The sequence below is a fragment of the Arenimonas sp. genome, assembly GCF_041913985.1.
In the GTDB taxonomy this organism is placed as follows: domain Bacteria; phylum Pseudomonadota; class Gammaproteobacteria; order Xanthomonadales; family Xanthomonadaceae; genus Arenimonas.
This window is the reverse complement of record NZ_JAYSEG010000041.1, coordinates 1-18,591: the sequence shown is the minus strand read 5'-3', so window position 1 is coordinate 18,591 and position 18,591 is coordinate 1. Positions and strand designations below refer to the sequence as shown.

The window sequence follows — 18,591 nt, the reverse complement described above, 5'->3', positions numbered from 1 at the left end:
TGGGCCCGGGCGCCCCCCCCCCGCCCCCCCGCGCGGGGCCCGGGGGGGGGGGGGGGGGCGCCGGGGGGGGCGCCCCCCCCCCCCCCCCCCGCCGGGGGTCAATCCACGTACAGCGAACTCACCGACTCGCCAAAGGCGATGCGGCGGATGGTTTCGGCCAGCAGCTCGGCGACGCTGAGCTGGCGGATGCGCGGGCAAGCCCGGGCGGCTTCCGAAAGCGGGATGGTGTCGGTCACCACCAGTTCGTCGAGCTGCGAATTCGAAACGTTGGCGATGGCCGCGCCCGACAGCACCGGGTGGGTGCAGTAGGCCACGACCTTCTTCGCGCCGTTGGCCTTCAGGGCCGCGGCGGCGGCGCAGAGCGTGCCGGCGGTGTCGACGATGTCGTCCACCAGCACGCAGGTCTTGCCCGACACGTCGCCGATGATGTTCATCACGGTGGCGACGTTGGCCTTCGGGCGGCGCTTGTCGATGATGGCCAGGTCGGCGTCGTCGAGGCGCTTGGCGATGGCGCGCGCGCGCACCACGCCGCCGACGTCCGGCGAGACCACCACCAGGTTGTCGGTGCCCAGCGTGCGCCAGATGTCGGCCAGCAGCAGCGGCGAGGCATAGACGTTGTCGACCGGGATGTCGAAGAAACCCTGGATCTGGTCGGCGTGCAGGTCCACCGTGAGCACGCGGTCGGTGCCGACGGCGGTGAACATCTTGGCGGCCACCTTGGCCGTGATCGGCACGCGCGCCGAGCGCATGCGGCGGTCCTGGCGGGCGTAGCCGAAGTACGGCACCACCGCGGTGACGCTGGCCACCGAGGCGCGCTTGAGCGCGTCGATCAGCACCAGCAGTTCCATGAAGTTCTCGGCGGTCGGCGCGCAGGTGGACTGGATGACGAACACCTCCTGCCGGCGCACGTTCTCCTCGATCTCGACCTGCACCTCGCCGTCCGAGAACTGCCCCACCTGGGCCTTGCCCAACGGGATGCCCAACTGGCGGCAGACGGCCAGTGCCAGCGGCCGGTTGGCGTTGCCGGTGAAAACGAGCAGGTTCTGCTTGCTCATGCTGGTGCCTTCCGCGAAGGGTTGGGTGGACGGGTGGCGCGACCGGGATGGCTGGGGCGGTAGGATTCGAACCTACGAAATGCCGGGATCAAAACCCGGTGCCTTAGGCCACTTGGCGACGCCCCACCGCTGGAACTACCCGTTTCCGGCCCGGCCCGCGGACAGCGCCCGGTGCAGCGGCGACACGTCCACGCCCGTCGCCACCCAGGCGCGCAGGCCCGGGGGCAGGCGCGCCAGCGCGGCTTCGGCCTCGGCGCGCGCGCCGAAGCGCGCGAAGCAGCCGCCGCCGGTCCCGGTCAGGGCCGCCGGACCGAGCTGCGCCAGGGCGTCCAGTGCCGCCGAAACGACTTTGGAACGCGAACGCAGCACCGGCTCGAAGGCATTGCCGAGCGCAGAGCCAGAAACGAAGTCCGATATTGTCGCCGCGGGCGCATCCCGGGTCAAATCAGGCGCTTGGAAAAGTTCGGCGGTGGGCACCGAAACCCCGGTGTCCACCACCAGGTAGGCGGCCGGCGCCAGGGCCAGCGGGCTGAGCACCTCGCCCACCCCGTCCGCCCAGGCGCTGCGGCCGCGCACGAACACCGGCACGTCGGCCCCCAGGGCCAGGCCCAGGGCCGCCAGGCGGTCCTCGCCCAGGTTCGTGCCCCAGAGCGCGTCCAGCGCCACCAGCACGGTGGCCGCGTCGGAAGATCCGCCGCCGAAGCCGCCGCCGAGCGGAATCCTTTTTTCAACGACGATATCGGCGCCTTTGTTGGTTTTCGATTCCGTTTGAAGGAGTTTTGCCGCCCTGATCACCAGGTCCTCGGCCTCGGGCACGGCATAACCCTCGGCGCCCTGGCGGCGGATGACGCCGTCGTCGCGCACCCGCAGGCGCACGGTGTCGCCCCAGTCCAGCAGTTGGAACACCGTCTGCAGCTGGTGGTAGCCGTCCGGCCGGCGGCCGGTGATGCGCAGGAACAGGTTGAGCTTGGCCGGTGCCGGCCAGGCCGACCAACCGCCCTGCCCGCCCGGGTTCACGGCTGGCCCCAGCTTTCCACCACCAGGCGGACCGTGGCGCCCTCGCGCGAGGCGAAGACCCGGCGCGGCCGCGGCGACTCACCCGGCAGCCAGTCCCGGTACTCCACCGTCCAGCCCTGCTGGACGATCAGCGCCGGTAGGCCCTCCGGCCCGAACTCGATGCGGGCCGGCCCGGGCGCCCTGGCGCCGCGCGCCCAGTCGGCCAGGGACGCCACCGGGATGTCCCAGCCGGTGGCCTCGGCCAGCAGCGCCTCGGCATCGGGGCCCTCGCGGGTACCGCCCTCCAGGCCCTCCAGCCGCACCTGGCCGGCGCGGCTGACCAGCCGCCAGCTCTTGCGGGTGACCGGCGCGGCCAGCTGGATGTCGTAGCCGTCGGCCTGCTGGCGCCAGTCGAGGCGGCCGCTGCCGCCTTCGCCGCCGGCGCTCACCGCCAGCCGGCCGGTCAGGTGCCAGGCACTTTCCTCGCGCAGCTGGGACTCGCGGGCCGACTGCGCGGCCAGCAGGCCGGCGTCGCCGCCGGTGCGCACCGGCACGGGGGCGCAGGCAGCCAGCAACAGGGCCAGCAGGCCGAGGGAAAGGCGACGCATCATGGTCCGTGGGTCTCCAGGGCGAGTTTCAGCGCGGCATTGTCCGGATCCAGGCGCAGCCCTGCACGCCAGGCCTCGCGCGCCTCGGCCTTCCGGCCCACCTGCCACAGGGCTTCGCCCAGATGCGCGGCGATCTCGGGGTCGCGCTGCCGGGCCCAGGCGCGCTCGAGCAACTCCACCGCGCTGGCGTGCCGCCCCAGCTTCAGGTGCACCCAGCCGATGCTGTCGAGGATGGCGGCGGATTCCGGCGCGAGCGCCAGCGCCCGCTCAAGGTACGGCAGGGCCTCGCGATAGCGCTGGCGGTGTTCGGCCAGCGCGTAGCCGTAGGCATTCAGGGCCTGGGCGCTGTCCGGGTCCTCGTCGAGGATGCGCTGCAGGTCGGCCAGGGCCGGCCCGATGCGCCCGGCGCGCTCGTGCAGCATGGCGCGGCCGTAGAGCAGCGCGGGGTCGTCCTCGAACACTTCCAGTGCCCGGCCGAAGGTGGCCAGCGCCTCGTCGCCGCGTTCGCGGCGCTCGAGCAGTTCGGCTTCGAGCAGGTAGCTGTCGCGCACGAACTCGCCGTCGGCGGCCTGGTCCACCTGCAGTTCGTGCAGGGTGGCCAGGGCCTGGTCCAGCCGGCCCAGGCGGCCGCGCGCGCCGGCGAGCCGCAGCGTGGCCTGGTCGTGGCCGGGGCCGCGCGGCACGCTGGCGTACCACTGCTCGGCCTCGCCCCAACGCATCAGCGCCTCGGCCAGGTGGCCCAGCAGCAGGCGGCGCTCGGGCGATGGCGACGGCGCGGCGGTCTCGAGGTACAGCGCCGCCAGCGCCGGCCGGTCGTTGGCGGCCAGCAGCCAGCGCGCGCGCTGGCGCAGGCTCGACTCGTCCTGCGGGCCGGCGGCCAGGGTGGCGGCAGCCAGCAGCGGCTCGCCCAGCAGGCCGTATTCGCGCGCGGCGGCACGACGCAGCTCCGGCGCCAGCCCGGCCGGCGGGCCCAGGGCGGTGAGGTGGCCACGCGCGGCGTCGTCCAGGCCGCGTTCGCGCAGGCGGGAAGCCTGCAGAAGGTGGGCGCGCGGGTCATCGGGGAAGCGCTCCAGGCCGCGCACCACCAGTTGTTCCGACAGCACCGGGTCTTCCAGCCGGCGGGCCAGCCCGGCCATCGCCAGCCAGCCGCCGAAGCTGGGCGGCAACCGGTCGGTTTCATACAGACCGCGCATCACGGCGCGCGCGGTGATGGCGGCGTCGCCGCGGGCGTCGCCGAGCGCGGAAAGCAGCACCGGCAGGCCATCGGCGGCCGGCAGGGCCATCAGGGCACCGGCCTCGTCCAGGGCCGCCTCGGGGTGCCCCTGCTCGAGCGCGAAGGAAATGGCGGCGGCGCGCACGGCCAGTGAGTCGGGCGCGAGCTCGCGCCAGCGGTCGATCGCCTCGGCCACCGGCGCCCCGGGGCCGGCCAGCAGCGAGATGCGGGCGGCCCGCTCGGCCAGGCCCGGGTCGCGCGAACTGCGCGCGGCCTCGAGGTAATGCTCGGCCGCCAGCGCCAGGTCGCCCTGTTGCAGGGCGAACTCGCCGGCCATCACCTCGCCCACCGGGCCTTCGCCGCGGGCGGCGGCGGGTCCGGCCAGGGCCAGTGCCAGCAGCAGGGCGGCGGGTGCGGAGGATTTGCTCCAGATCATGGGGTTTTCGCGGCCTGGGGCTAGAATGAGCGCCGGAATCCACCAAGAGCCCAGCCCGCCGAAGCTTAGCGCAACGCGTGCCGCCAAAGTCCCCAGCCATGCCCCTGCTAGCCCTAGGACTCAACCACCAGACCGCCCCGCTCGCCCTGCGCGAGCGCGTCGCGCTGGACGCGGGCCAGCTGCCGGCGGCGCTGGCCGGCCTGGGCGAGGTGCCGGGCGTGGAGGAAGCCGCCGTGCTTTCGACCTGCAACCGCACCGAGGTCTATGCCCAGGTGGCGGAAGGCCGCGAGGGCGCGGTGGCGGAATGGCTGGCGCGGCACCACGGCCTGGCGCCCGAGGCGCTGGGCGACTACCTCTACGAACACCGCGACGAGGACGCCGTGCGGCACCTCTTCCGCGTCGCCACCGGCCTCGATTCGCTGGTGCTGGGCGAACCGCAGATCCTCGGCCAGGTGAAGGAAGCCTGGCAGGCCGCGCGCAGCCAGCAGCGCCTGCGCACCCCGCTCGACCGCCTGTTCCAGCAGAGCTTCCAGGTCGCCAAGCGCGTGCGCACCGACACCCGCATCGGCGCCCACCCGGTGTCGGTGGCCTACGCCGCGGTGCGGCTGGCGCGCCAGGTGTTCAGCGAACTCGACCGCGCCACCGTGCTGCTGGTCGGCGCGGGCGACACCATCGAACTGGCCGCGCGCCACCTGGTGGATGCGAAGGCCAAGCGCCTGCTGGTGGCCAACCGCACGCTCGAACACGCGCAGACGCTCGCCAGCCGCCACGGCGGCTATGCCCTGCCACTGTCGGAGCTGGAGCGGCACCTGCCCGAAGCCGACATCGTCATCACCGCCACCGCCAGCCGCGAACCGGTGCTGCGCCGCGCCGCGGTGGAATCGGCGCTCAAGGCGCGCAGGCACCGCCCGATCTTCATGCTCGACCTGGCCGTGCCGCGCGACATCGAAGCCAGCGTGGCGGAACTGTCCGACGTCTACCTCTACACCGTGGACGACCTGGAGCAGGTGATCGAGGAAAACCGCGCTTCCCGCCGCGAGGCCGCCGAACAGGCGCAGGCCATCATCGACCTGCAGGTGGAGCACTTCATGGCCTGGTGGCGCGCCCAGGGCCGCCAGGACGCGCTGCGCACCCTGCGCAGCCGCGGCGAGGCCGCGCGCGAGGAAGCGCTGGCGCGCGCCCGCGAACAGCTGGCCGCCGGCAAGCCCGCCGACGAAGTGCTGGCGCTGCTGGCGCACCAGCTCACCAACAAGCTGCTGCACGGCCCCAGCGCCGCGCTGCGCCAGGCCGCGCTCGACGGCGACCTCGACCTGCTGCGCGCCGCCTCGCGCCTCTACGACGACCGCGATGACGCCCAGCCTGCGCCGTAAGCTCGAGGCCCTGGCCGAACGCCACGAGGAAGTCGGCCGCCTGCTATCGGACCCGGCCGTGCTGGCCGACAACCCGCGCTTCCGCGCGCTGTCGAAGGAATACGCCCAGCTCGAGCCGGTCGCCGCCGGCCTGGCGTCGTGGGCGCAGGCCCAGCGCGACCTGCAGGCCGCCGAGGCCATGCGCGCCGACCCCGAGCTGCGCGAGCTGGCCGAGGAGGAAATCCCCGCGGCCCAGCAGCGCCTGGCCACGCTCGACGAGGAGCTGGCCCTGCTGCTGGTGCCCAAGGACCCCCGCGACGAAGCCAACCTGTTCCTCGAAGTGCGCGCCGGCACCGGCGGCGACGAGGCGGCCATCTTCGCCGGCGACCTGTTCCGCATGTACGCGCGCTACTCCGAGCGCCGGCGCTGGAACGTGGAAATCGTCTCCGCCAGCGAGGGCGAACACGGCGGTTACAAGGAAATCGTCGCGCGCATCGAGGGCAAGGGCGCCTATTCGCGCCTGAAGTTCGAATCGGGCACGCACCGCGTGCAGCGCGTGCCGGCCACCGAATCGCAGGGCCGCATCCACACCTCGGCGGCGACGGTGGCCATCCTGCCCGAGCTCGACGAGGTGGACGAGATCGAAGTGCGCGACGCCGACCTGAAGGTGGACACCTTCCGCGCCTCGGGCGCCGGCGGCCAGCACGTGAACAAGACCGACTCGGCCATCCGCATCACCCACCTGCCCAGCGGCATCGTGGTGGAGTGCCAGGACGAGCGCAGCCAGCACAAGAACCGCGCCCGCGCCCTGTCGCTGCTCAAGGCCCGGCTGCTCGACGAGGAGCGCTCGAAGCAGGCCGCCGCGCAGGCGCAGTCGCGCCGGCTGCAGGTGGGCAGCGGCGACCGCAGCCAGCGCATCCGAACCTACAACTTCCCCCAGGGCCGCATCACCGACCACCGGGTGGAAGGGCTCACGCTCTACGCCCTGCCCCAGGTGATGGACGGCGACCTGGACGAACTGGTCGACCGCCTCGCCCGCGAGCACCAGGCCGACGAACTGAAACTGCTGACGGAGGCCGCATGAGCGCCACCAAAGAATTCATTCCGCTGTCGCTGTGCGTGCTGACCGTGTCCGACACCCGCACCGCCGAAAACGACGGCTCCGGCGACTACCTCGCCGCCGCGCTGGCCGAGGCTGGCCACCGCCTGCACGAGCGCGCCATCGTGCGCGACGACAAGTACGCGCTGCGCGCCCTGGTCTCGCGCTGGATCGCCGACGAGGCCGTGCACGGCATCCTGGTCACCGGCGGCACTGGCTTCACCGGCCGCGACTCCACCCCCGAAGCCCTGCTGCCGCTGCTGGACAAGGAAATGCCAGGTTTCGGCGAACTGTTCCGCGCGCTCAGCTTCGAGGAAATCGGCACCAGCACGCTGCAGTCGCGCGCCTTCGCCGGCCTGGCCAACGGCACTTTCCTGTTTGCCCTGCCCGGCTCCACCTCGGCCTGCCGCACCGGCTGGGAAAAGCTCATCCGCGCCCAGCTGGACGCCCGCACCCAACCCTGCAACCTCGCCAACCTGCGCCCCCGCCTCCGCGAACGCTGAGCCCGGGCGCCCACCAGGAGCCGCTGCATGAGCAAGGAAAAACGCCGGCGTTACCAGGACAAGCTCGAGGAAATGCAGGTGGAGCTCAACGCCATGGCGCGCTGGCTCCAGCACACCGGCAAGCGCCTGGTGGTGCTGTTCGAAGGCCGCGACACCGCCGGCAAGGGCGGCGCGATCAACGCCATCGCCGACGGCCTGAACCCGCGCCAGTGCCGGGTGGTGGCGCTGTCCAAGCCCAGCGAACGCGAGCAGGGGCAGTGGTACTTCCAGCGCTACGTGCCGCACCTGCCCGCCGCCGGCGAAATCGTGCTGTTCGACCGCAGCTGGTACAACCGCGCCGGCGTGGAGAAGGTGATGGGCTACGCCACGCCGGAGCAGGTGGACGCCTTCCTGGCGCAGGCGCCGGTGTTCGAGAAGCTGCTGGTGGACGACGGCATCCTGCTCTTCAAGTACTGGCTGGCGGTGGACCAGGAGCAGCAGGAGGAGCGCTTCGCCGAGCGCCTGGCCGACCCGCTCAAGCGCTGGAAGCTTTCGCCCATCGACCTCAAGGCGCGCGAGAAGTACGTCGAGTATGGCAAGGCCCGCGACGCCATGTTCAAGGCCACCCACCACCGCTTCGCGCCCTGGCACGTCGTGGACTTCAACGACCAGAAGACCGGCCGGCTCAACCTCATCCGCCACCTGCTCGACCACCTTCCCGACCAGGCCGTGCCGGAACCGAAGCTGGCGCTGCCGCCGTTGAAGGGCCGGCTGGGCAAGGAGCGCTACACGGGCCCGGTGAAGCCCATCAAGGCCCGCGTCAAGCTCTGAGCCCGGCGGCTCAGGGCCGCTGGCGCGTCGCGGTGCCCGCCAGCGCCACCGCGGGGACCTGCCCGGCCGCGGACACGCGCAAGGCCTGGCCGACCTGCAGGCGCTCGGCGCCGCGCACCACCAGCCGGTCGCCGGCGCGCAGCGCGCCCTGCACTTCCACCAGTTCCCCCTGCGCCGCGCCCACTTCCACCGGCACGCGTTCGGCCGCGTCGCCGGCGCCCACGCGCACCACGTGGCTGCCCTCGCGGCGCAGCACCAGCGCGTCGCGCGGCACCGCCACCACCCGGCGCGGCGCGTCGCTGGGCACGCCCACCTGCAGCGCGGCGCCCACCACCAGCCCCGCCCGCGCCGCCTCCTCGGGCGAAAGCGCGATGCGCAGTTCGACCTGGCGCGAGGCTTCGTCGCCCACCGGCACCAGCGTGGTCAGGCGGTGCGCGCCCACCCGCGCGCCATCGCGCAGGGTCACCGCCACGCCTTCGCTCAGGTGGCCGACCAGGGCCACGGGCGCGCGGGCGCGCACTTCCAGCGCGGCGGTGTTCACCAGCCGCGCCACCGCCGTGCCGGGCGCCAGGAATTCGCCCGGCGCGATGGAGCGCTCCACCACCACGCCGTCGAAGGGCGCGCGCACGGTGGCCTGGCGCAGCTGCAGGCGCGACTGTTCCAGCGCCACGCGCGCGGCCGCCAGGTCCTGTTCGCGCATGCGCCGCTCGGCGATGGCCTGGTCGAGCTGGGCACCCGAGATGCCGGCGTCGCGCACCAGCGCGGTGTAGCGCTCCTCCTGGCGGCGCGCGTAGTCCACCTGCGCCTGCAGGCGCGCCATGTCCGCGGCGGCCTGCCGTTCCCGCAGGCGCAGCGCGGCGTCGTCGATGCGCGCCAGCACGTCGCCGCGGCGCAGCGCCGTGCCCACCTCGGCCACGGCCACCACGCGGCCGCCGATCTCGCCCGCCACGCGGGCATCCTCGCGGCTGGCCACGCTGCCCGGCGACCAGTGCAGCGGGGCGAATTCGGCGGCTACCGCCGGCGCCACGTCCACCGGTGCCGGCGGCGGCGCGGGCGGGGACTGGGCGATGGCGGCGGCCGTGCAGGCGGTGGCCAGCAAGGCCAGCAGCGGCAGGCGGAAGGCGCGGCGCATGGGGGGTTCTCCTTGGATCAGGCGTTCGTGGGGACGGCGGTGGCGGGGCGACTCCGGCGCTGGCGCAGGTCGTCACGCAGGCCCGCGGCCAGGCGCATCAGCGCCGGCACCAGCACCAGGGTGAAGACCAGGCTCAGGCCGACGCCGCCGACGGTGACGGCGGCCAGGCCGCGGTAGATCACCGCGCCCGGCCCCGGGTTGATGGCCATCGGCAGCGCGCCGAACACGCCGGTGAGCGTGGCGATCAGGATCGGCCGCAGCCGCTGCGACAGCGCCTGCGCCAGCGCCGCCTCGAGCGACAGGCCCGCCGCTTCGCCGGCGCGCGCCTGTGCCACCAGCAGGATGGCGTTGTTGATCACCATGCCCAGCAGCATGATGAAGCCGATCATCGACAGCAGGTCCAGGGTCTGCGGCGTGAACAGCGCCACCGCCCGCAGCGCCAGCGCGCCGCCCAGCACCGCCATGGGCAGGGTGGCCATGACGAAGGCGCTGTCGCGCACCGACTTGAACAGCGCGGCCATCAGCAGGAACAGCACGCCCAGCGCCATCGCGAAGTTGCCCGACATGGTGCGCACCACCTCGCCCAGGCGGTCGGCGCTGCCGGACACGCGCACGCCGGCGTCCGGCGGCAGCGCGGCGCGCAGGGCCGGCACTACGTCGCCCTGCACGACCTCCAGCGCCTCCTCCAGCGACAGGCTGGCCGGCGGGTCGACGGTGAGGCTGATCGTGCGTCGGCCGTCCACCCGGCGCAGCTGGCCCGGCGCCAGCGTGGACTGCACCCGCGCCAGTTCGCCCAGGCTGAGCACGCCGCCGCCCGGCGTGGCCAGCGGCGCCGCGGCGAACAGCGCCGGCGCGTCCAGGCCCGCGGCGGGGTCGGCGCGCAGCACGATCGGCAGGCGTCGTTCGCCGTCGAAGTGTTCGCCCAGCCAGGCGCCCTCGCCCAGCACGCGCACCACCGTGCCCAGGTCGGGGCGGCGCCAGCCGGCTTCGGCCAGGCGCCGGTCGTCGGGCAGTACGCGCAGCTCCTCGGCGGCGCCGTCGGCGTTGGGCCAGGCCTGGACGTTGGCGCCCGGGAATTTCTCCGCCAGCAGGCGCCGGCCCTGCTCGGCCGCGGCGTTGAGCGCGTCGCCGTCGGCATGCTGCAGGTGGATGGCGATGGCGCGGCTGGAGCCGCCGAATCCGCCGAACAGGTTGCCCTCGGCGACAAAGGCGCGGGTGTCGGGCAGGCCGGCCACCACTTCGTCGCGGATGATCGCCTCCAGCTCCCCGATGCGCGACTCGTCCACGACGCGCGCCCCCAGCGTGCCGCCGTTGGGCCAGAGGTTGAGGTACCAGTTGCTCAGCCGTGGCCCGCGCTCGCCTTCCATGAAGGGGCGCATGCGCTCGAGCAGGCGCGGCGCGATCTCGCGGTCCACCGCGGCCGGGCCCATGCCGGGCGGGAAGTTGAACCACACGTCCACCGCGGCGCGCTTCACCGGCGGCAGGTAGTCCACGCGCGGCAGCAGCAGCGCCGAGGCCAGCACCGGCACCAGCACGCCGCCCAGCACCCAGGCCCACTGGCGGCGGCGCCCGTCGGTGGCGCGCAGGGTCCAGGCCGCCAGCCGCGAATACCCCGGGTCGGGTGCGCCGGCACCGGGGCGCAGCAGGCGCCCGGCCGCCGCCGGCAGCACCGTGAGCGCCACCAGCAGGGAAATGCCCACGGCGATGGAGATGGTCAGCGCCAGGTCCGAGAACAGCTGGCCCTCGACGTCGCGCATGAACACCACCGGCACGAACACCGCCACCGTGGTCAGCGTGGACGCCAGCAGCGCGCCGGCCACCTGCCGCGTGCCCTCCAGCGCCGCCTTCGCCGCGCCCAGGCCCGTTTCGCGCAGGCGCACGATGTTCTCGGCCACCACCACCGCCGCGTCCATCACCATGCCCACGGCGAAGGCCAGGCCCGCCAGCGAGATCACGTTGAGGCTGCGGCCGGTGAGCTGGAGCACGATGAAGGTGGCCAGCAGCGACACCGGGATGGCGCTGGCGATCAGCAGCGTGGCGCGGGCGTCGCGCAGGAACCACCACAGGCAGCCCACCGCCAGCGCCACGCCGGCGAACAGGCTGCCCGACAGCAGGCCGATGGCGCGGTTGATGAACAGCGAGGCGTCGAAACTCTGCTCGATGCCCAGCCCCCGCGGCGCCAGCTCCTGCTCGCGCACCTCGGCCACCACGCGCTTGACCTCGCCCAGCGTCGCCAGCACGTTCGCGCCGCTCTCGCGCCGTATCCGCAGGCCGATGGCGGGGTTTCCGTTCTGGTAGGCGAAGAAGATCTGCTCGGGGCGCTTCACCGACACCGTGGCTATGTCGCCCAGCCGCACCGGCCGGCCGTCGCGCCAGGCCAGGATGAGTTCGCCCAGCGCCTCCGGCGCATAGCGCCCGGCGAAGCGCAGGATCACCTGCCGGCGCCCGGCGTCGAAGCTGCCGCCGGACACGTCGGTGGCGCGCGCCGCCACTTCGGCCACCAGCGGCAGCGGGATGCCCAGGGCGGCGGCCAGGTCCAGGTCGACCTCGATCGCCAGCTCGTCCCCGCCGGCGCCGTTGACGTCCACGCCGGCCACGCCTTCGACCGCGGTGATGCGCGGTACCACGCGGTCCTCGATGAACCGGCGGTAGTCGTTGATGTCGCCCGGCGTGCCCGGCAGCTTCTGCACGAAGAAGTAGGTGAGCGACTGGTTGGCGTCGTCCGAACCCAGGGCGACGCGCGGCGGCGTGGCGTCGCGCGGAAGCGGCTGCAGGCGGTTGAGCCGCGCCAGGATCTCCACCAGCGAGGCCTCCATGTCGGTACCCACCGAAAAGGTGAGGTTGATGGCGCTGAAGCCGGTGTTGACGTTGGCTTCCATCTGCTCGAGCCCCGGGATGCCCTCGAGCACGGTTTCGATCGGCTCGACGATCTCGGCCTCCATCTCCTGCGGCGACGCCGCCCGCCACAGCGTGGCCACCGAAGCCTGCGGGCGGTCGATGTCGGGGAACAGCTGGACCGGCAGGCCCAGCAGCGCCAGCAGGCCGAACAGCGTGGCCAGGGCCACGACCACGGCCACGGCGGCGGGATTGGCGAGCGAGGATTCGGTGAGCTTCATGGCGGCGCCCGGGGCAAGTGCGGCGCCACTGTGCGCGCGCGCCGGAGCGGCATCGCATGACCAAAGTCACGGGCCGCGCCGAGCCGTGCGGCGGCTGCGGCGAAACGTTACGCCGCGGCTTACTTCAGCAGCTCGAGGCGGTCGCGGTAGCTGCGCGAGAGCTTGATCTCGTGGCCGCAGTCGAGCGTCAGGAACTGTTCGCCGTTGAGGTGCGGTCGCAGGGCCGCCACGCGCGCCGCGTTCACCAGCGTCGAGCGGTGCACGCGCGGGAACTGGCGCGGGTCGAGCCGGCCCTCGAGCTCGCGCATGGTGGCGCGCAGCACGAAGGTTTCGGAATCAGTGTGGATGCACATGTAGTCGCCGGCGGCGTCCACCCAGCGCACGCTGGCCAGCTCGACCCGCACCGTGCGCTGGCCGTCGCGGATGCTGATGCGGTCGCCGACGCCGAGGCGGCGCTCGCCGGCGCCCTGCAGCGCCTCCTCCAGCGTGAGCGTGGGCTTGCCGCTCAGGTCGCCCAGCAGGCGCAGGAGCTGTTCGCAGTGGGCCTGCGCCTCGCGCTTGCCCAGTTGTTCGCGCACCCGGAACAGCGCCTGGTGCAGCCGGCTGTCGTCCACCGGCTTGAGCAGGTAGTCCACTGCGCTCGATTCGAAGGCGCGGATGGCGTAGTGGTCGTAGGCGGTGACGAACACCACCAGCGGCATCTGCGCCGCCGGGATGGCGCGCAGCGTGCCGAAGCCGTCCAGGCCGGGCATCTGCACGTCCAGGAACATCAGGTCGGGCTCCAGCGCCGAGACGGCCTTCATCGCCGACAGGCCGTCGCCCACCTGGCCGACGACCTCGATGTCGGGCTGGTCGGCCAGCCGCAGCTCCAGGCCGCGGCGGGCCAGCGGCTCGTCGTCCACCAGCAGGGTGCGGATGCGCCGGTTCATTCGCGTGGCGCCCCGCCCGGCTCGAACGGCAGCGCCAGCGTCACTTCCAGGCCACCCGAGGCGCGGTTGCGCGCCTGCACCGACTGCGCGTTGCCGTACAACACGCGCAGGCGCTCGCGTGTGTTGGCCAGGCCGACGCCGTTGCCGTTGCCATTGCCCTGGGCACCGCCGGCGGGAAGGTCCTTGCAGCCGGGGCCGTTGTCGGCCACGCGCAGCAGCAGCTGGCCGTCGCGGCGCTCCGCGCTGATCACCAGCCGGCCGCCCTCGACCATGCGCGCCACCGCGTGCTTGATCGAATTCTCCACCAGCGGCTGCAGCAGCATGCTGGGCAGCAACGCGGAATAACACTCGGGCGCGATCCGCGTCTCCACCACCAGGCGGTCGCCGAAACGCATCTTCTCGATGCCCAGGTACAGGTTGAGCGCGTCGAGTTCCTGCTTCAGGGTCACCCGCTGCATCGGGTCGCTGTCGAGCGAATGGCGCAGGAAGGCGCTCAGGCCCTGCACCATCTGGTTGGCGACGTCGTTGGAACGGTCCAGCACCAGGGTCGAGATGGCGTTGAGCGTGTTGAAAAGGAAATGCGGGTTGAGCTGGTAGCGCAGCATCTTCAGCTGCGCCTCGTGCGCCATGGCGGTGGCGGCCAGGGCCTGGCGGGTCTGCTGCTGCAGCTGCCGGTAATACTTGATGCCGGTGTACAGGCCCACCCAGCTAAGCACCACGTACAGGTGGCCGGTGCTGTAGGCGGCGTAGCCCAGCGTGCTGGTGGGGCGGCAGTCGGTCCCGCACCAGTCGATCAGCAGCGACAGGAACACCACGCCCATGGTCGACGACGCGGCCACCACGCAGGCCGCGGCCACCGCCAGGAAGCGCGCGGGCGGCAGGCCCCAGGCCCGGCGCAGCACCTGCCGCACCAGCAGCGTCACCAGGAAGCCGGTGATGGCCACGCCCAGCGGCAGGCGCCAGTAGTCCACGCCCTTGCCGTGGGCCAGGCCGCCCAGGTAGCCCAGGCTGCCGTAGGCGGCCCAGCCGCCGAACTGCAGCCACCAGAACAGGCGGCGGGCGCGGGAGTCTTCGTCGGCGGTGTGCACGCGGCGCGTCCGTGGAGGAATGCCGCCCATGCTAAACCCGGCCGGCCCCGGCGCCGAACGTCCCGGCGCACCGGGGACACGCTTCGCCGCAGGCGCCCGCTCAGCCGGCGGCCGGCGCCCCGTCGATGGCCTCGGCCAGCTCCTGCGAGGTGATCGGGCCCAGGTACTTCTTGGCCACCGTGCCGTCGGGCGCGATCAGGTAGGTCATGGGCAGGCCGCGCGGCGTTTCGAAGTCGGCCGGCGGGTTGTACACGTCGAGCAGGGCGATGGGATAACCGGCCGGGTACTTCTTCAGGAACTCGCGCATGGCGTCGGGCTCGATCTCCTCGTAGGCCAGGCCGATCACGCGCACGTCGTCGCGGGCGGCGTCGAAGGCCGACAGGTCGGGGATTTCCTTCAGGCAGGGCTTGCACCAGGTGGCCCAGAAATTCACCACCACCCACTGGCCGCGCATCGCGGCGAGGTCGAAGGCGCCATCGTCCAGCGTCTCGACCACCAGCGTCGGCTGCGCCGGCAGGTCCGAGGCGGGGGCCGCGTCGGTGGCGGGCTCGGCGGCCGGCGCGGCGGCGGGCGGCGGGGGCGGCGCGGCGTCGGCGGCGGCCGGGGCTTCGGCGGCGGGCTGGCAGGCGGCCAGCAGGAGCAGCAACGCGGCAGGCATCAGGGTTTTCATTGCGGGGAAGTGTCCTGTTTCGGTGTGAAGAAACCGCCGACGCTGCTGGCCAGCGGGCCCTGCAGGGGTTGCCGGAGGTGTTCGAGGGCGCGGGTGGCGTCGCGGCCGATGGGGTCGTCGAAGCCGGGCAGGCCTTCCGCCGGGCCGGGCACGCGCAGGCCCAGGCCTTCGTGCAGCTCGCCCAGCGACACCGTGTCGAGGTCGCGGCTGAGCAGCCAGCCGCCGTCCTCGCCGCGGCGCACGATGTTGAGCGCGGACAGGCCCGAGAGCATGCGCTGCAGCAGGTCGTCGGTGAGCATGGGCTCGCTGGCCTGGATATCCGCCAGGTGCAGGCCGCGGCCGTCGCGGCGGGCCTGGTTCATGCGGCCCAGCAGGCGCAGGTAGCCGTAAAGCTCAAGGCCCGGCGGCAGCCGCAGCGCGCGCGGCTGGTAGCGGAAGGACGAGAGCGAGGCCGCGAAGCTGGCGCCCAGCAGCACCACCACCCAGCTCAGGTAGAGCCAGATCATGAAGATCGGCGCCACCGCCAGTGCGCCGTAGAGCTGCTCGTAGGTCGGCACGCCCAGCAGGTAGGCCGCGAAGCCGCGCTTGGCCAGTTCGAACAGCACCGTCGCGAACAGCCCGCCCGCCAGCGCGAAGCGCAGCGGCACGCGGCGGTGCGGGATCAGCCAGTAGGCCAGCGTGAACACCGTGAGCTCGACCAGGTTGGGCAGGTAGCGCAGCAGCTGCTGGCGCCAGTCCAGCGCCACTTCGCCCGACAGTGCCGGCAGCGAAAACAGGTAGGACGTGACCGCCAGGCTGGCCACCGCCGCCAGCGAGCCCAGCGTGAGCAGCGTCCAGTACACCAGGAAGCGCAGCAGCCGCGGCCGCGGCGTCGGCACCCGCCAGACGCGGTTGAAGGTGGACTCGATGCTCCACATCGTCAGCAGCAGCGACACCAGCAGCGCCGCCACGCCGGTCAGGGTGAGCGAACGGGCGCTTTCGGCGAAGTCGCGCAGGTGCGCCTCGACCACCCGCGCCGAGCTGGGCACGAAGTTGGAGAAGATGAAGTTGGTGAGCTGGGCGCTCCAGGCGTCGAACACCGGGAAGGCCGAGAGGATGCCGAACACCACCATGCTCAGCGGCACCAGCGCGAACAGCGTGGTGTAGGCCAGGGCGCCGGCGGTCTCGAAGCAGCGGTCGTCGAGGAAGCGGGTCCACAGGAACTGGGCGAAGGATTGGATCCGCTCGCGGTCCAGCCGGTGCCACCACTGCCTGAGGTGCTCGTTCAGTCGCATGCGGCAAGGGTAACAAACGCGGCCGCGACGGATTTATCCGCGATAATCCCCCCGTCCCCGCCCGCAAGAGCCCGCCATGCCCGAGATCCTGGTCCTTTACTACAGCCGCGGCGGCTCGGTGGCGCAGCTCGCCCGCCAGGTGGCCCGCGGCATCGAGGAAGTCCCCGGCATGCAGGCCCGGCTGCGCACGGTGCCGCCGGTGGCCCCGGTGACCGAGGCCGCGGCGCCGCCGGTGCCCGAGGACGGCGCGCCCTACGTGCACAAGCGCGACCTCGGCGAATGCGTGGGCCTGGCGCTGGGCAGCCCCACCCGCTTCGGCAACATGGCCGCGCCGGTGAAGCACTTCATCGACACCCTGGGCGCCGAATGGGCCTCGGGCACCCTGGTGGGCAAGCCCGCGGCCGTGTTCACTTCCACCGCCACCCAGCACGGCGGCCAGGAATCGACCCTGCTCACCATGATGGTGCCGCTGCTGCACCACGGCATGCTGGTGCTGGGCATCCCCTTCACCGAGGCCGCGCTCAACACCACCCGCAGCGGCGGCACGCCCTACGGCGCCAGCCACGTGGCCGGCGGCTCGGACGACCCGGCCCTCACTGACGACGAGAAGCAGCTGGCGCGCGCCCTCGGCCGGCGCCTGGCCGATGCGGCCCGGAAGCTGCAGGCATGATGCGCGCGGCCCGGGCCACCGCAGTCGCCACGCTGGCGCTGTTGGCGCTGCAGCTGGCCTGGCACGGCTGGCTGGCCCCGCCGGCCCGGGTGGCGCCCTGGGCGATGGCGCTGTTCTTCGCATTGCCGCTGTTGCCGGCCGTGGTGCTGGTGCTGCTGCGGCACCGCCGCGCCGGCTTCTGGGGTGCGCTGGCCGCCCTGCTCTACTTCTGCCACGGCGTGATGGTGGCCTGGGCCGTGCCCGCCGAGCGCGGCCTGGCGCTGGCCGAGGCCGTGCTGTCGGCCGCGCTGGTGGTGGCGGCCAGCTGGGACGGCATGCGCGGCCGCTTCGCCGCGCGCCGGGCCCGCGGCGCGAACGTATAATCGCGGCCCCAAGGAGGATCCCCATGGACGAGCTTCTGGTCGTCACCACCGGCGGCACCATCGACAAGGTGTATTTCGACGACAAGTCCGACTACCAGGTCGGCGAGCCGCAGATCGGCCGCATCCTGCAGGAACTGGGCGTCGCCTTCCGCTTCACGGTGATCCCCATCATCCGCAAGGACAGCCTGCACATCACCGCCGAGGACCGCGAGCTGCTGCGCGCCACCATCGCCGCGCAGCCGGCCGCGCACGTGCTGGTCACCCACGGCACCGACACCATGGTGGACACCGCCAAGGTGCTGGCGGCCATCCCTGGCAAGACCATCGTGCTCACCGGCGCGCTGAACCCGGCGCGCTTCCGCGGCTCGGACGCCGAGTTCAACGTGGGCACCGCCGTGGGCGCGGTGCAGTCGCTGCCGGCCGGCGTGTACATCGCCATGAACGGCCGCATCTGGGACCCGCTCAAGGTCCGCAAGAACGTCGCCGCCAACCGCTTCGAAGCCGCGGGCTGAGCCCAAAAAAGGTTCTTCACCCAAGTCCGGCGCCGTCGCCACGGCGGAAGCGAGGGTCGCTTCCCGCTCAGTGGAGCCTTTATTTCGCGGGAAGCGACCCTCGCTTCCACCGCGCCGCCGGTACCTGCCGGCATGGGCGCCCCACGAAGGGCAGGCGGGGCCGCGCTCCGATGCTTGCGCGTCTCGACCCGGGCCGCAGGGAACGATTTCTCTTGCCGACCCGGTGGGTTGAACCGGTGCACGTACTTGCCACCAGCGCGTGCGCGCCTGCGTGTCCCTTCGGACACTTGATGCGGCGGCAGGGCCAGCGTGGAAGGTGGCCAGCGTGAGAGTCCTCGCCGCCCGGCGGCGGGTGTGGGTTCGAGGCGGGTACACCGAGGCCTCCGGCGTCTGATCGAGGGTTCCGGGCTTGGCGAAGAGCCTTTCGCCGCAACCCCACCTCCGCCGCCGGGCGGCGAGCCGGTTCGTACTGGCCATCTTCCATGCTGGCGAAGCAGCCACACCCCGCGTCCGGAGGGACGCGAACGACAGGTCATGCCCTGGTTCGTGCCGGAACCGATTTAGCCCAGCCTGATCCGCAAGAAAAATGCCTCGCCTTGGCCCCCGAGCGTGACGCGCAAGCATCGGAGCGGACAGCCACGGGCCTTTCGTCCAGCCAACCGGTTGCCCCGCACCGGACGCGCCGTGAAGGCGAGGGTCGATTCCCGCGAAATGAAGGCGGCGGTCTCAACCGGTCATCGCAACGCTAGTCTGTTTTGGACTGTGGGGG

General features: G+C 72.8%; 17 protein-coding genes and 1 tRNA gene. 7 read left to right on the top strand and 11 right to left on the bottom strand.

All coding sequences use genetic code 11. The features are described 5' to 3' along the window. Positions 1–98: 98 nt before the first annotated feature. The 5 genes from ACE3Q2_RS12095 to ACE3Q2_RS12075 form a co-directional block, all read right to left on the bottom strand. Positions 99–1,055 carry a ribose-phosphate diphosphokinase gene (locus ACE3Q2_RS12095; protein WP_231698721.1) on the bottom strand — a complete coding sequence of 319 codons (957 nt, stop codon included), beginning with the start codon at positions 1,053–1,055 and terminating at the stop codon, positions 99–101. A gap of 48 nt (positions 1,056–1,103) precedes the next feature. Next, a tRNA-Gln gene (locus ACE3Q2_RS12090) sits at positions 1,104–1,181 on the bottom strand. Between the two features lie 9 nt (positions 1,182–1,190). Continuing rightward, entirely contained in the window at positions 1,191–2,072 is an 882-nt protein-coding gene (gene ispE / locus ACE3Q2_RS12085; RefSeq protein ID WP_231698720.1) for a 4-(cytidine 5'-diphospho)-2-C-methyl-D-erythritol kinase, read from the bottom strand. Continuing rightward, positions 2,069–2,662 carry a lipoprotein insertase outer membrane protein LolB gene (gene lolB / locus ACE3Q2_RS12080; RefSeq protein ID WP_374474268.1) on the bottom strand — a complete coding sequence of 198 codons (594 nt, stop codon included), beginning with the start codon at positions 2,660–2,662 and terminating at the stop codon, positions 2,069–2,071. The genes ispE and lolB overlap by 4 nt, the downstream gene beginning before the upstream one ends. Beyond that, a complete protein-coding gene (locus ACE3Q2_RS12075; protein ID WP_374474266.1) occupies positions 2,659–4,308 on the bottom strand; it encodes a tetratricopeptide repeat protein in 1,650 nt (549 codons plus the stop codon). Before ACE3Q2_RS12075 ends, lolB begins: the two co-directional genes overlap by 4 nt. A 98-nt stretch (positions 4,309–4,406) precedes the next feature. Here ACE3Q2_RS12075 and hemA point away from each other — a divergent pair, with 98 nt between their 5' ends. Genes hemA through ppk2 form a run of 4 tightly spaced genes read left to right on the top strand, consistent with a single transcriptional unit; the run spans position 4,407 to position 8,069 of the window. Continuing rightward, a complete protein-coding gene (gene hemA, locus ACE3Q2_RS12070; protein ID WP_374474264.1) occupies positions 4,407–5,678 on the top strand; it encodes a glutamyl-tRNA reductase in 1,272 nt (423 codons plus the stop codon). Continuing rightward, positions 5,656–6,741, top strand: coding sequence for a peptide chain release factor 1 (gene prfA / locus ACE3Q2_RS12065; RefSeq protein ID WP_374474262.1), 1,086 nt, complete (start codon positions 5,656–5,658; stop codon positions 6,739–6,741). Before hemA ends, prfA begins: the two co-directional genes overlap by 23 nt. Continuing rightward, on the top strand, positions 6,738–7,259 hold the full coding sequence (gene moaB, locus ACE3Q2_RS12060) for a molybdenum cofactor biosynthesis protein B (protein ID WP_231698715.1): 522 nt from the start codon (positions 6,738–6,740) through the stop codon (positions 7,257–7,259). The genes prfA and moaB overlap by 4 nt, the downstream gene beginning before the upstream one ends. 27 nt (positions 7,260–7,286) lie before the next feature. Beyond that, the gene (gene ppk2 / locus ACE3Q2_RS12055) at positions 7,287–8,069 is read left to right on the top strand and encodes a polyphosphate kinase 2 (RefSeq protein ID WP_231698714.1); all 783 of its coding nucleotides are present in this window, start codon (positions 7,287–7,289) and stop codon (positions 8,067–8,069) included. Between the two features lie 10 nt (positions 8,070–8,079). On the opposite strand, the gene ACE3Q2_RS12050 is transcribed toward ppk2, so the two are convergent. The 6 genes from ACE3Q2_RS12050 to ACE3Q2_RS12025 form a co-directional block, all read right to left on the bottom strand. Continuing rightward, the gene (locus ACE3Q2_RS12050; RefSeq protein ID WP_374474260.1) at positions 8,080–9,201 is read right to left on the bottom strand and encodes an efflux RND transporter periplasmic adaptor subunit; all 1,122 of its coding nucleotides are present in this window, start codon (positions 9,199–9,201) and stop codon (positions 8,080–8,082) included. A 17-nt stretch (positions 9,202–9,218) separates the two neighbouring features. Then, positions 9,219–12,317: an efflux RND transporter permease subunit gene (locus ACE3Q2_RS12045; RefSeq protein WP_374474259.1), complete on the bottom strand. Its 3,099-nt coding sequence runs from the start codon at positions 12,315–12,317 to the stop codon at positions 9,219–9,221. Positions 12,318–12,436: 119 nt separating this feature from the next. Further along, positions 12,437–13,246, bottom strand: a complete 810-nt coding sequence (locus tag ACE3Q2_RS12040; protein WP_231698711.1) for a response regulator — start codon at positions 13,244–13,246, stop codon at positions 12,437–12,439. Then, entirely contained in the window at positions 13,243–14,334 is a 1,092-nt protein-coding gene (locus ACE3Q2_RS12035) for a sensor histidine kinase (RefSeq protein ID WP_374474256.1), read from the bottom strand. Before ACE3Q2_RS12035 ends, ACE3Q2_RS12040 begins: the two co-directional genes overlap by 4 nt. A gap of 100 nt (positions 14,335–14,434) precedes the next feature. Beyond that, entirely contained in the window at positions 14,435–14,992 is a 558-nt protein-coding gene (locus ACE3Q2_RS12030) for a TlpA family protein disulfide reductase (protein WP_374474255.1), read from the bottom strand. Between the two features lie 8 nt (positions 14,993–15,000). Continuing rightward, complete coding sequence (locus ACE3Q2_RS12025) at positions 15,001–16,278, bottom strand: YihY family inner membrane protein (protein ID WP_374474254.1); 1,278 nt, start codon at positions 16,276–16,278, stop codon at positions 15,001–15,003. A 76-nt stretch (positions 16,279–16,354) separates the two neighbouring features. Between ACE3Q2_RS12025 and wrbA the strand changes: the two genes are divergently transcribed. The 3 genes from wrbA to ACE3Q2_RS12010 are packed head-to-tail and all read left to right on the top strand — an operon-like array spanning position 16,355 to position 17,822. Then, positions 16,355–16,948 carry an NAD(P)H:quinone oxidoreductase gene (gene wrbA / locus ACE3Q2_RS12020; protein WP_374474252.1) on the top strand — a complete coding sequence of 198 codons (594 nt, stop codon included), beginning with the start codon at positions 16,355–16,357 and terminating at the stop codon, positions 16,946–16,948. Continuing rightward, positions 16,945–17,310: a DUF2069 domain-containing protein gene (locus tag ACE3Q2_RS12015; RefSeq protein WP_374474251.1), complete on the top strand. Its 366-nt coding sequence runs from the start codon at positions 16,945–16,947 to the stop codon at positions 17,308–17,310. The genes wrbA and ACE3Q2_RS12015 overlap by 4 nt, the downstream gene beginning before the upstream one ends. A gap of 23 nt (positions 17,311–17,333) precedes the next feature. Then, positions 17,334–17,822, top strand: coding sequence for an asparaginase domain-containing protein (locus tag ACE3Q2_RS12010; RefSeq protein ID WP_231698705.1), 489 nt, complete (start codon positions 17,334–17,336; stop codon positions 17,820–17,822). The last annotated feature ends 769 nt before the right edge of the window (positions 17,823–18,591 follow it).